Source organism: Enterobacter vonholyi, assembly GCF_008364555.1.
GTDB lineage: Bacteria > Pseudomonadota > Gammaproteobacteria > Enterobacterales > Enterobacteriaceae > Enterobacter > Enterobacter vonholyi.
The window spans coordinates 303824-316344 of the sequence record NZ_VTUC01000037.1 but is presented as its reverse complement, the minus strand read 5'-3'; the positions used below and the strand labels follow the sequence as shown (position 1 = coordinate 316344).

Here is a 12521-nt window from a genome sequence, read left to right as displayed (position 1 = left end):
GGCTTCGCCTTATCCGGCCTACATTCGTAGGCCCGGTAAGCGCAGCGCCACCGGGCATCAACGACTACTCGTCTTCCAGATACGTGTATCCGTACAGACCCGCTTCAAACTCTTCCAGGAACTGCTGCTGGAGCGCGTCGTCCAGACCGGTGTTTTTCACCTGATCGCGGAACTGCGTCAGCAGGGTTTTCGGATCCAGCTGAACGTATTCCAGCATGTCTGCCACGGTGTCCCCTTCATCGGACAGCTCAACTTCCACGCTGCCGTCAGGGAACACGAACACGTCCACCGCTTCGGTATCACCGAACAGGTTATGCATGTTGCCGAGGATCTCCTGATACGCGCCGACCATAAAGAAGCCCAGCATCGGCGGGTTCTCCGGGTCGTATTCCGGCATTGGCATTGTCGTTGCGATACCGTCGCCGTCAACATAGTGGTCGATAGCACCGTCGGAATCGCAGGTAATGTCCAGCAGCACCGCGCGACGTTCCGGGGCGTGGTTCAGCCCTTCCAGCGGCAGAACCGGGAACAGCTGATCGATACCCCAGGCATCCGGCATCGACTGGAACAGCGAGAAGTTGACGTAAATCTTATCCGCCATACGCTCCTGCAGCTCGTCGATAATCGGACGGTGCGCGCGGTTGCTCGGGTCGAGCTGTTTCTGCACTTCATGGCACATGTTCAGATAGAGCTGCTCCGCCCACGCGCGCTCCTGCAGGCTGAAGGTGCCTGAAGAATAGCCCACGTGAATATCGTGCAGGTCCATCTGGCTGTCGTGCAGCCATTCGCGCAGGGAACGACGCGTGCCCGGCTCGTGCATCTCCTGCCAGGTTTCCCACATGCTCTGCAGGGAACGCGGCGCATCGTCTGCCGGCGGTGTCGCTTCGGTGGTTTCGCTGCGCTCAACGCCGATGATGTTCGAGACCAGCACCGTATGGTGCGCGGTCACCGCGCGACCGGATTCGGTGATCACCGTCGGGTGCGGCAGGCCGTTCTCTTCACAGGCATCGCCGATCGCCCAGATGATGTTATTCGCGTATTCGTTCAGGCCGTAGTTCACGGAGCAGTCAGACTGCGAGCGGGTGCCTTCATAGTCCACGCCCAGGCCGCCGCCCACATCGAAGCACTGAATATTCACGCCAAGCTTGTGCAGCTCAACGTAGAAACGCGCCGATTCACGCACGCCGGTGGCGATGTCGCGAATATTGGCCATCTGCGAGCCGAGGTGGAAGTGCAGCAGCTGAATGCTGTCCAGACGACCGCGCTCGCGCAGGATTTCCACCAGCTGCAGTACCTGGTTTGCCGCCAGGCCGAACTTGGATTTTTCGCCGCCGGAGGACTGCCATTTGCCGGAACCCTGCGACGCCAGACGCGCACGCACGCCAAGGCGTGGCACCACGTTCAAACGCTCGGCTTCTTCCAGCACGATGGCGATTTCGGTCATCTTTTCGATAACCAGATAGACCTTGTGGCCCATCTTCTCACCAATCAGCGCCAGACGAATGTATTCACGGTCTTTATAGCCGTTACAGACGATCACTGAACGGGTCATGCCCGCATGCGCCAGAACTGCCATCAGTTCCGCTTTGGAACCCGCTTCCAGGCCCAGCGGCTCGCCGGAGTGGATCAGAGATTCAATTACGCGGCGGTGCTGGTTCACCTTGATCGGGTAAACCAGGAAGTAGTCACCTTTATAACCGTAGGATTCACGCGCGCGCTTAAACGCGGCGTTAATCGAACGCAGGCGATGTTGCAGGATCTGCGGGAAGCAGAACAGTGCAGGCAAACGCTGGCCCTGAGCTTCACGGGCTTTAACCAGCTTCGCGAGATCCACGCGCGCTTCAGGGACGTCCGGATCCGGGCAGACGCTGATGTGGCCCAGTTCGTTGACGTCGTAATAGTTATTGCCCCACCAGGCAATATTGTAAGTGCGCAGCATCTTGCTGGCTTCCTCGGAGCTCATCGCAACCTCCTGCATAGAACGTAGTACACCCTGTTCGCCCGCTGACGAAGGCGAAAAAGAAGACATGTCGTCAGACATAGCGAACCTCAACTTTTTGTATTAAGTGTAAAACAGTTGACTACTATCGCAGCGTTATACGGCGATAACAACCCATAAACGGCTCCGTTTCCCAGCAGAGTATGCTGAAATCCAGACCGTGCGACCGGTTTCTTATTCATATCATTGTAAAACACGTATCCGAACTCTGTATGACAAGGTTCGGCGAAACCACGAGAAAACTCTTGTATTAACAAGAGCGCCCTTGTTCAGTTTTCACAAAGCGTGACCGGCCCTGGAATCCTGAGAAGCGCCGAGATGGGTATAACATCGGCAGGTTTGCAGACTAAAAATGCGGGTTGCGGGAATCAAATGCGCGCCAGAACGGCTGCGCTGAATTAGCGGAAAACGATGGTTCATTATCTCGTATCACCTCCACGGCCGCTTCTGCTGAAACGGACCCCAAGCCAAAGCTAAAAGTTCACTGCTTAACCCGGCTGGAAGTGGCGACACGATGAGTTCATCGAGCGCTTATTTTATATGAGCCGCGCGCCGCGTTTTATACCGAGAAGGGGGCTAAAAAGCAAAACAAAAATGCGCGTGTTGCCGGGGCCGTCAGGAATTATTGCCAGCAGCAATTTCAACTGAGTGAGAGGTTAGTCAAAAAAAACTGGAAATCGGGCGAAGAAGTGACCTAAAATAGCCATCCAGATGTTAATCCATCTATACTGATTAACACTCATACTGCCAGTGTCAAAAACCTGCAGGCCTTGGTAGAATTATCTCCTTTGGCTATTCCACACAGCAGCTTGAGCTAACCAAATTCCTCTTAGGTGAAATAAAACATGGCAAAACACCTGTTTACGTCCGAGTCCGTATCAGAAGGACATCCTGATAAAATTGCTGACCAAATCTCCGATGCGGTGCTGGATGCGATCCTGGCGCAGGATCCTAAAGCACGCGTAGCGTGCGAAACCTATGTCAAAACCGGCATGGTTCTGGTTGGCGGTGAGATCACCACCAGCGCATGGGTTGATATCGAAGAGATCACCCGTAACACGGTGCGTGAGATCGGCTATGTGCATTCTGATATGGGTTTTGATGCCAACTCCTGCGCGGTACTGAGCGCAATTGGCAAACAGTCTCCGGATATCAACCAGGGCGTTGACCGTGCCGATCCGCTGGAACAGGGCGCGGGCGACCAGGGTCTGATGTTCGGCTATGCAACCAACGAAACCGACGTGCTGATGCCAGCACCGGTCACCTACGCACACCGTCTGGTGCAGCGTCAGGCTGAAGTACGTAAAAACGGCACCCTGCCGTGGCTGCGCCCGGATGCGAAAAGCCAGGTCACCTTCCAGTATGACGACGGCAAAATCGTCGGGATTGACGCGGTGGTTCTGTCTACCCAGCATTCCGAAGAAATCGATCAGAAATCCCTGCAGGAAGCAGTGATGGAAGAGATCATCAAGCCGGTTCTGCCTACCGAATGGCTGAGCTCTGCGACCAAATTCTTCATCAACCCAACAGGACGCTTTGTTATCGGCGGCCCAATGGGTGACTGCGGTCTGACAGGTCGTAAAATCATCGTTGATACCTACGGCGGCATGGCGCGTCACGGTGGCGGTGCGTTCTCCGGTAAAGATCCGTCTAAAGTTGACCGTTCTGCGGCGTACGCGGCACGTTATGTGGCGAAAAACATCGTTGCTGCCGGCCTGGCTGACCGCTGTGAGATTCAGGTCTCCTACGCAATCGGCGTGGCTGAACCCACCTCCATCATGGTTGAAACCTTTGGTACCGAGAAAGTGCCTTCAGAACAGCTGACGCTGCTGGTACGCGAGTTCTTCGACCTGCGTCCATACGGCCTGATTCAGATGCTGGATCTGCTGCACCCTATCTATAAAGAAACCGCTGCATACGGTCACTTTGGTCGTGAACATTTCCCATGGGAAAAAACCGACAAAGCCGCTCTGCTGCGTGAAGCTGCCGGTCTGAAGTAATCGACTGATATCGCTTTTAAAAGGCCAGCCTTCAGGCTGGCCTTTTTTTGTCGGATGGCGGCTGAAAGGTGTACCCTTTGGAACCGATTACACCGCACCGGCACCACTGCGCTTTCAGAATATTCTCTTTGCATGTTCGCCTTTCTTCTGCTGTTACATTCCCTTTCAGTTAAGTCTGAAATGTGTCCTTTCGCGATGCATATCACCTCATTTACCTCTATATTTTCAAAGCTTTAATTTTATTTACGGTTGCAAAGCTGTGTAACCGATTACACCCATGTGATTAATCTCACATATTTTTGTGGGTCGCTCACCTACCCTTAACATCAATAAAACTGATAACCCAACTGGAGGGCATAATGCCTGACAATAAAAAACAGGGGCGTACGTCCAACAAGGCGATGACATTCTTCGTCTGTTTCCTCGCCGCCCTGGCAGGATTACTTTTTGGCCTGGATATCGGCGTGATTGCCGGTGCATTACCTTTCATTACAGAAGAGTTCCAGATCAGCGCTCATACCCAGGAGTGGGTGGTGAGCTCCATGATGTTTGGCGCTGCCGTCGGGGCCGTCGGCAGCGGCTGGCTCTCCTTCAAGCTCGGACGTAAAAAGAGCCTGATGATCGGCGCGATCCTGTTCGTTGCCGGCTCACTCTTCTCTGCCGCAGCGCCTAACGTTGAGGTCCTGCTGGTTTCCCGCGTGCTGCTTGGTCTGGCCGTGGGCGTGGCGTCCTACACCGCCCCGCTCTATCTGTCTGAAATTGCGCCGGAGAAAATCCGCGGCAGTATGATTTCGATGTACCAGCTGATGATCACCATTGGTATCCTCGGTGCATACCTTTCCGATACCGCGTTTAGCTACAGCGGCGCATGGCGCTGGATGCTCGGCGTGATCATCATCCCTGCAGTTCTGCTGTTGATTGGCGTCTTCTTCCTGCCGGACAGCCCTCGCTGGTTTGCTGCGAAACGTCGATTCCACGATGCCGAACGCGTGCTGATGCGCCTGCGCGATACCAGTGCGGAAGCGAAAAACGAGCTGGAAGAGATCCGCGAAAGCCTGAAGGTTAAACAGTCCGGCTGGGCGCTATTTAAAGAGAACAGCAACTTCCGCCGCGCGGTTTTCCTCGGCGTACTGCTGCAGGTCATGCAGCAGTTCACCGGAATGAACGTCATCATGTACTATGCGCCAAAAATCTTTGAACTGGCGGGTTACACCAACACCACCGAGCAGATGTGGGGGACCGTCATCGTGGGTCTGACCAACGTGCTGGCGACCTTTATCGCAATTGGTCTGGTGGACCGCTGGGGACGTAAGCCAACCCTGACGCTGGGCTTCCTGGTGATGGCAGCCGGTATGGGCGTCCTCGGTACCATGATGCATGTGGGCATTCACTCCCCAACCGCCCAGTACTTTGCGGTAGGCATGCTGCTGATGTTTATCGTCGGGTTTGCGATGAGCGCCGGTCCGCTGATCTGGGTGCTGTGCTCTGAGATCCAGCCGCTGAAAGGACGTGATTTTGGCATCACCTGCTCTACCGCAACCAACTGGATTGCCAACATGATCGTCGGCGCAACGTTCCTGACCATGCTCAATACCCTGGGCAACGCCAACACCTTCTGGGTCTACGCCGGTCTGAACATCTTCTTTATTGTGCTGACCATCTGGCTGGTTCCAGAAACCAAACATGTGTCCCTGGAGCATATTGAACGTAACCTGATGAAAGGTCGTCCTCTGCGCGAAATCGGCGCCCACGACTAATCCTCACTCGGGAGGTGCCTCTTGCACCTCCCCGCTTCGCGCTTTATGCTGCGCCCCTATGAAAGCACCCCGTCTCCCCATCGCCATTCAGCAGGCCGTTATGCGCAGCCTGCGGGAAAAGCTCGCCCAGGCGAACCTGAAGCTCGGTCGCAACTACCCTGAACCCAAAATCGTTTATCAGCAGCGTGGCACCGCCGCCGGTACCGCCTGGCTCGAGTCGTATGAGATCCGCCTTAACCCGGTGCTGATGATGGAAAACCAGCAGGCGTTTATCGACGAAGTGGTACCGCACGAGCTGGCGCATCTGCTGGTGTGGAAGCACTTCGGGCGCGTCGCCCCCCACGGAAAAGAGTGGAAGTGGATGATGGAGGCGGTGCTCGGCGTTCCGGCGCGTCGTACCCACCAGTTCGAGCTGGAGTCGGTGCGCCGCAATACCTTCCCCTACCGCTGTCAGTGCCAGCAGCACCAGCTTACCGTCCGTCGCCATAATCGCGTGGTGCGCGGCGAGGCGACCTACCGCTGCGTCAAATGCGGCAAGCCGCTGGTTGCGGAATAATCATCTGAACTTTCAGGAACTTTCCTGATCTGACTGATTGCATACAGGAACAACATTCGTTACGTTGCGGGCTCGTTTTGACACGGAGTGTAAGATGTCCCGTAATTTTTCTCTCGCGGTCGCCTTTCTGACGACGGCGCTCTCAGGCCATGCTCTGGCCGACGGTATCAACAGTTTTTCCCAGGCCAAGGCCGCAGGCGTGAAGGTGAACGCCGATGTGCCGGGCGATTTCTACTGCGGCTGTAAAATTAACTGGCAGGGTAAAAAAGGGGTCGTTGACCTTGAGTCCTGCGGCTACAAGGTGCGTAAAAACGAAAACCGCGCCAGCCGTATTGAATGGGAGCATGTCGTTCCGGCCTGGCAGTTTGGCCACCAGCGCCAGTGCTGGCAGGATGGCGGACGTAAAAACTGCGCCAAAGACCCGGTTTACCGCCAGATGGAAAGCGACATGCATAACCTGCAGCCCGCGGTGGGCGAAGTGAACGGCGACCGGGGTAACTTCATGTACAGCCAGTGGAACGGTGGCGAAGGCCAGTACGGCCAGTGCGGTATGAAGATTGATTTTAAAGAGAAAGTCGCCGAGCCCCCTGCCCGCGCGCGCGGCAGCATTGCCCGTACCTACTTCTATATGCGCGACCGTTACGATCTCAACCTCTCCCGCCAGCAGACGCAGCTGTTCAACGCCTGGGACAAGCAGTATCCGGTGACGGAGTGGGAATGCCAGCGCGACGACCGTATCGCCAGAGTCCAGGGGAATCACAACCCTTACGTCCAGCGGGCTTGCCAGGCGCAAAAGAGCTAACCTACACTACGGCAATTCGCTTATATCGCATGACACATGGAATTTCTGACTATGCGCATTCCCCGCATTTACCACCCTGAACTGATTACCACAGGCCGCGAAATCGCCCTGTCTGATGACGCCGCCAACCACGTTGGCCGCGTGCTGCGCATGGGCGCCGGTCAGGCAATCCAGCTGTTCGACGGCTCGAACCAGGTGTTCGACGCCGAAATTACGCGGGCAGATAAAAAAAGCGTACACGTGAACGTCCTGCGCGCTGAAGTGGATGACCGGGAATCACCGCTGCACATTCATCTGGGCCAGGTCATGTCGCGCGGTGAGAAAATGGAGTTCACCATTCAGAAATCCATTGAACTGGGTGTAAGCCTCATTACGCCACTTTTTTCTGAGCGCTGTGGCGTTAAACTGGACGCGGAACGTCTGAACAAAAAGATCCAGCAGTGGCAGAAAATTGCCATTGCGGCTTGCGAACAGAGTGGCCGGAACCGTATTCCGGAGATCCGCCCGGCGATGGATCTGGAGGAATGGTGTGCAGAAGAGGACAGTGGGCTGAAGCTCAATCTTCATCCGCGCGCCAGCGCCAGCATCAATACGCTACCGCTGCCCGTTGAGCGCGTTCGTCTGCTGATTGGCCCCGAAGGCGGCCTGTCGGCGGACGAAATTGCGATGACGGCACGTTACCAGTTTACTGATATTCTGTTGGGACCTCGCGTTCTGCGCACTGAGACAACGGCACTCACGGCCATTACCGCGCTACAGGTACGGTTTGGCGATCTGGGTTGAAGCATTAACGGAGAAGAACATGATCAAGCTCGGCATCGTGATGGACCCCATCGCAAACATTAACATCAAGAAAGATTCCAGCTTCGCCATGCTGCTGGAAGCGCAGCGTCGCGACTATGAACTCCACTATATGGAGATGAACGATCTTTACCTGATCAACGGTGAAGCCCGCGCCCGCACCCGCATCGTTAACGTCGAGCAGAACTACGACAAATGGTACGAATTCGGCACCGAGCAGGACATTGCGCTTGCCGATCTCAACGTCATCCTGATGCGTAAAGATCCGCCATTCGACACTGAATACATCTACTGCACCTATATTCTCGAACGCGCAGAAGAGAAAGGAACGCTGATCGTCAACAAGCCGCAGAGCCTGCGCGACTGTAACGAGAAGCTCTACACCGCCTGGTTCTCTGACCTGACGCCGGAAACGCTGGTGACCCGCAGCAAAGCTCAGCTGAAGGAATTCTGGCAGAAGCACGGCGACATCATCATGAAGCCGCTGGACGGCATGGGCGGTGCGTCGATTTTCCGCGTGAAAGAGAGCGACCCGAACATTGGCGTGATTGCCGAGACCCTGACAGAGCTGGGCACGCGTTACTGCATGGCGCAGAACTATATTCCGGCGATCAAAGACGGCGACAAACGTGTTCTGGTCGTGGATGGCGAACCGGTTCCTTACTGCCTGGCACGTATCCCGCAGGGTGGCGAAACCCGTGGTAACCTGGCAGCCGGTGGCCGAGGTGAGCCACGCCCGTTGACCGAAAGCGACTGGGAAATTGCCCGTCGCGTTGGCCCGACGCTGAAAGCCAAAGGCCTGATCTTCGTTGGCCTGGATATCATCGGCGATCGTCTGACCGAAGTGAACGTCACCAGCCCGACCTGCATTCGTGAAATTGAGGCTGAATTCCCGATTTCGATCACCGGAATGCTGATGGACGCTATCGAAAAACGTTTACAGAAATAACCTAACAATACTATTAGTGACAGCGCCTGTGTTTGTCCCCATACTGGGCGCTGTCGCTTTTTAAACCAGGAAACAGTACCTCTGACAATGAATTTACAGCATCACTTTCTTATTGCCATGCCTGCTCTCCAGGACCCGATTTTTCGCCGCGCCGTGGTTTATATTTGTGAATACAATGAAGACGGCGCGATGGGTATTATCATTAATAAACCGCTGGAAAATCTTCAGGTTGAAGGAATTCTGGACAAGCTGAAAATCTCGGCTGAAGAGCGCCTGCCGGAAATACGGCTTGATAAACCTGTGATGCTGGGCGGACCTCTTGCAGAAGATCGCGGTTTTATCCTGCATACGCCGCCGGTGTTCTCTTCCAGTATTCGAATTTCGGATAACACCGTCATCACCACCTCGCGTGACGTGCTCGAAACGCTGGGTACCGCAGAGCAGCCTTCTGAAGTGCTGGTGGCGTTGGGCTATTCGTCCTGGGAGAAAGGCCAGCTTGAGCAGGAGATCCTCGATAACGCCTGGCTTACCGCGCCTGCGGACATGAATATCCTGTTTAAAACCCCCATCGCCGATCGCTGGCGTGACGCGGCGAAGCTGATTGGTATTGATATCCTGACCATGCCTGGCGTAGCGGGGCACGCCTGATGAGCGGAACACTTCTGGCCTTCGATTTTGGCACCAAAAGCATTGGCGTCGCCGTGGGGCAGCGCATCACCGGTACCGCGCGTCCGCTTACTGCCCTGAAGGCCAACGACGGTACGCCGGACTGGAATCTCATTCAGCGCCTGCTCAAGGAGTGGCAGCCGGATGACGTGATTGTTGGGCTGCCGCTGAACATGGACGGTACCGAACAGCCGCTTACCGCCCGGGCGCGAAAGTTCGCCAATAAAATTCATGGCCGCTTTGGCGTCTCCGTTAAGCTTCACGACGAGCGTCTTAGCACCGTCGAAGCGCGTGCGGGTCTGTTTGAGCACGGCGGCTTCCGGGCGCTCAACAAAGGCAGCGTGGACTCCGCTTCTGCCGTGATTATCCTCGAAAGCTATTTCGAACAGGGCTTTTAAGCACGGGGGCCTACAGCCGCCCCTGCGCCCGTCTCTCCGCCAGGCTCTGGTCAAAGTTCTGCATTCCTGCCTGCAGACCGGTTTGGATGATGCCGGGCAGTTGCCACGTTTTCCCTTCACGAATAAGATTTGCCGCCGCAGCGGTGTTCACCAGCAGTTCATACAGCGCGACGCGCCCGTCCTGCAGATCGGGAAGCAGCTTCTGCGCCAGCACTGCCCGGAGGCTGCCGGCCAGCTGGTTACGCACCGGATCTTTCTCCTGCGCCGGGAACGTATCGACCAGCCGTTCAATCGCCTGCGATGCCCCGCGCGTATGCAGCGTCGCCAGCACCAGATGCCCGGTTTCCGCCGCGGTTAGCGCCAGGCGGATCGTTTCGCTGTCGCGCAGCTCCCCCAGCAAAATAACGTCCGGATCCTGGCGTAAGGCACTGCGCAGCGCGTCGGCAAATGACGGACTGTGCTGGCCAATCTCCCGCTGCTGGATCAGGCAACGCTCGCTCTGGTAGATAAACTCCACCGGATCTTCAAGCGTGAGGATATGGCCGTCAGTATGGTGGTTGAGAAAATCAACCATCGCCGCCAGCGTAGTGGATTTGCCGCTGCCGGTCGCCCCGGTGACCAGAATCAGCCCGGCGTCATTGGATAACAGTTCCGGGATTGCCCGCGGCGCGCCCAGCGTAGCGAGTTGTGGACAGGTACGCGGCAACAGACGCAGCGTCACAGAGACACCGCGCATCTGCTTAAAGGCACTCCCGCGCAGACGCTGGCCTCCCGTTACCGTCGCGGCAAAATCCACCTGTCCATTTGCCCACCATGTTCCCTGCTGCTCATCGTTGAGCCACGCTTTTAACAACGCCCTGACGTCAGGAGGAGGAAACGGTGCCGGTTCAAGGCGGCCCGTTCTGCGCCAGCGGGGTGGCGAATCACTGCACAGGTGTAGATCGGAGACGTTATGCTTTACACTAAGGGCCACAATTTCTTCCACATCCATAGACTACTCCTCGGAAAATGAACGACATTGCGCATAACCTGGCACAGGTCCGGGACAAAATCTCAGCCGCCGCAACGCGTTGCGGCCGGGCTTCAGAAGAAATTACGTTGCTTGCAGTCAGCAAAACCAAGCCTGCGAGCGCCATCGCAGAAGCTATTGACGCAGGCCAACGCGCGTTTGGTGAAAACTACGTCCAGGAAGGCGTGGATAAAATTCGCTACTTCCAGGAACAGGGGAATACGGATCTGCAGTGGCACTTTATTGGTCCACTGCAGTCGAACAAAAGCCGTCTGGTGGCGGAGCACTTTGACTGGTGCCATACCGTTGACCGTCTGCGCATTGCGACACGCCTGAACGACCAGCGTCCGTCAGAGATGCCAGCGCTTAACGTGCTGATTCAAATCAACATCAGCGACGAAAACAGCAAGTCCGGCATTGCGCTGAGCGAGCTGGATGCGCTGGCAGCCGAAGTGGACGCCCTGCCGCGTTTAACCCTGCGTGGTTTGATGGCAATCCCGGCGCCTGAGTCAAGTTATGAAAGGCAGTTTGCCGTGGCACAGCAAATGGCTGTAGCATTTGAGGCGCTTAAAGCGCGCTATAACACGGTAGACACGCTTTCTCTGGGCATGTCGGATGATATGGAAGCCGCCATCGCGGCAGGCAGCACTATGGTGCGCATCGGCACGGCAATTTTCGGTGCGCGCGACTACTCAAAATAATAAGGAAACCTGAGGAACGCCATGAAGACGTTGACTTTCCTGCTCTCAACTGTGCTTGAGCTGTATACGATGGCGCTTTTGCTGCGCGTCTGGATGCAGTGGGCCCGCTGTGATTTTTACAATCCGTTCTCGCAGTTTGTCGTGAAAATCACGCAGCCTGTTGTCGGACCGCTGCGTCGTATTATCCCGGCGATGGGTCCCATCGACAGTTCGTCTCTGCTGGTGGCGTTTATTCTGAGCGTTATCAAAGCGATTGTGCTGTTTATGGTCATCACCTTCCAGCCGATTATCTGGATTGCTGCGGTCCTGATTTTAATCAAAACCGTCGGTCTGCTGATTTTTTGGGTGCTGCTGGTCATGGCCATCATGAGTTGGGTAAGCCAGGGCCGTAGTCCGGTAGAATATGCGCTGATCCAACTGGCCGAACCGCTGCTGCGCCCGATTCGCAACCTGCTGCCTTCGATGGGCGGTATTGATTTCTCGCCGATGATCTTGGTACTGCTGCTCTATGTGGTCAACATGGGGATCGCTGAGCTGCTGCAGTCCACGGGCAATATGCTGCTGCCGGGGCTGTGGATGGCGCTATGAGTGCAGTAAGCACCTGCGCTGACGGGCTGGTTTTGCGGCTGTATATTCAGCCCAAAGCCAGCCGTGACGGTATTGTTGGGCTGCATGGCGACGAGTTAAAAGTCGCCATCACCGCCCCGCCGGTTGACGGCCAGGCGAACGCGCATCTGACCAAATATCTGGCAAAACAGTTTCGCGTCGCCAAAAGTCAGGTCATCATTGAAAAAGGTGAACTTGGGCGACATAAACAGGTAAAAATCCTTAATCCGCAATCTATCCCGACGGAAGTCGCGGCACTGAAAGAACAGGACTAAAC

At 55.9% G+C, this 12521-nt stretch carries 15 protein-coding genes; 11 read left to right on the top strand and 4 right to left on the bottom strand.

Annotated features, from left to right (window positions below):
* Positions 1-64 precede the first annotated feature (64 nt).
* From speA to F0319_RS22595, 3 genes are all read right to left on the bottom strand, one after another.
* Positions 65-2041 carry a biosynthetic arginine decarboxylase gene (speA, locus tag F0319_RS20420; protein WP_008499744.1) on the bottom strand — a complete coding sequence of 659 codons (1977 nt, stop codon included), beginning with the start codon at positions 2039-2041 and terminating at the stop codon, positions 65-67.
* A gap of 8 nt (positions 2042-2049) precedes the next feature.
* Complete coding sequence (yqgB, locus tag F0319_RS20415) at positions 2050-2181, bottom strand: acid stress response protein YqgB (protein WP_127312443.1); 132 nt, start codon at positions 2179-2181, stop codon at positions 2050-2052.
* A 94-nt stretch (positions 2182-2275) separates the two neighbouring features.
* The gene (locus tag F0319_RS22595) at positions 2276-2419 is read right to left on the bottom strand and encodes a hypothetical protein (protein WP_420889913.1); all 144 of its coding nucleotides are present in this window, start codon (positions 2417-2419) and stop codon (positions 2276-2278) included.
* 425 nt (positions 2420-2844) lie between these two features.
* On the opposite strand from F0319_RS22595, the gene metK reads away from it, so the two are divergent.
* The 8 genes from metK to ruvX all read left to right on the top strand — a co-directional run bounded on the left by metK (position 2845) and on the right by ruvX (position 9928).
* Positions 2845-3999 carry a methionine adenosyltransferase gene (gene metK, locus F0319_RS20410; RefSeq protein ID WP_014885184.1) on the top strand — a complete coding sequence of 385 codons (1155 nt, stop codon included), beginning with the start codon at positions 2845-2847 and terminating at the stop codon, positions 3997-3999.
* Between the two features lie 359 nt (positions 4000-4358).
* Positions 4359-5756, top strand: a complete 1398-nt coding sequence (galP, locus tag F0319_RS20405; protein ID WP_111963220.1) for a galactose/proton symporter — start codon at positions 4359-4361, stop codon at positions 5754-5756.
* A gap of 58 nt (positions 5757-5814) precedes the next feature.
* Complete coding sequence (locus F0319_RS20400; RefSeq protein ID WP_149367660.1) at positions 5815-6312, top strand: SprT family zinc-dependent metalloprotease; 498 nt, start codon at positions 5815-5817, stop codon at positions 6310-6312.
* A 94-nt stretch (positions 6313-6406) separates the two neighbouring features.
* The gene (gene endA, locus F0319_RS20395; protein ID WP_115876242.1) at positions 6407-7114 is read left to right on the top strand and encodes a deoxyribonuclease I; all 708 of its coding nucleotides are present in this window, start codon (positions 6407-6409) and stop codon (positions 7112-7114) included.
* 51 nt (positions 7115-7165) lie between these two features.
* The gene (rsmE, locus tag F0319_RS20390) at positions 7166-7897 is read left to right on the top strand and encodes a 16S rRNA (uracil(1498)-N(3))-methyltransferase (RefSeq protein WP_149367659.1); all 732 of its coding nucleotides are present in this window, start codon (positions 7166-7168) and stop codon (positions 7895-7897) included.
* 19 nt (positions 7898-7916) lie between these two features.
* Positions 7917-8864 carry a glutathione synthase gene (gene gshB, locus F0319_RS20385; protein ID WP_149367658.1) on the top strand — a complete coding sequence of 316 codons (948 nt, stop codon included), beginning with the start codon at positions 7917-7919 and terminating at the stop codon, positions 8862-8864.
* 87 nt (positions 8865-8951) lie between these two features.
* On the top strand, positions 8952-9512 hold the full coding sequence (locus tag F0319_RS20380) for a YqgE/AlgH family protein (RefSeq protein ID WP_020883695.1): 561 nt from the start codon (positions 8952-8954) through the stop codon (positions 9510-9512).
* Entirely contained in the window at positions 9512-9928 is a 417-nt protein-coding gene (gene ruvX, locus F0319_RS20375) for a Holliday junction resolvase RuvX (protein ID WP_149367657.1), read from the top strand. The genes F0319_RS20380 and ruvX overlap by 1 nt, the downstream gene beginning before the upstream one ends.
* 10 nt (positions 9929-9938) lie before the next feature.
* Here the strand turns inward: ruvX and F0319_RS20370 are convergent, their stop codons facing one another.
* Positions 9939-10919, bottom strand: a complete 981-nt coding sequence (locus tag F0319_RS20370; protein WP_149367656.1) for a type IV pilus twitching motility protein PilT — start codon at positions 10917-10919, stop codon at positions 9939-9941.
* 17 nt (positions 10920-10936) lie between these two features.
* On the opposite strand from F0319_RS20370, the gene F0319_RS20365 reads away from it, so the two are divergent.
* Genes F0319_RS20365 through yggU form a run of 3 tightly spaced genes read left to right on the top strand, consistent with a single transcriptional unit; the run spans position 10937 to position 12519 of the window.
* Entirely contained in the window at positions 10937-11638 is a 702-nt protein-coding gene (locus F0319_RS20365; RefSeq protein ID WP_111963225.1) for a YggS family pyridoxal phosphate-dependent enzyme, read from the top strand.
* 21 nt (positions 11639-11659) lie between these two features.
* Entirely contained in the window at positions 11660-12226 is a 567-nt protein-coding gene (locus F0319_RS20360) for a YggT family protein (protein ID WP_111963226.1), read from the top strand.
* Positions 12223-12519 carry a DUF167 family protein YggU gene (gene yggU / locus F0319_RS20355; protein WP_023309131.1) on the top strand — a complete coding sequence of 99 codons (297 nt, stop codon included), beginning with the start codon at positions 12223-12225 and terminating at the stop codon, positions 12517-12519. The genes F0319_RS20360 and yggU overlap by 4 nt, the downstream gene beginning before the upstream one ends.
* The last annotated feature ends 2 nt before the right edge of the window (positions 12520-12521 follow it).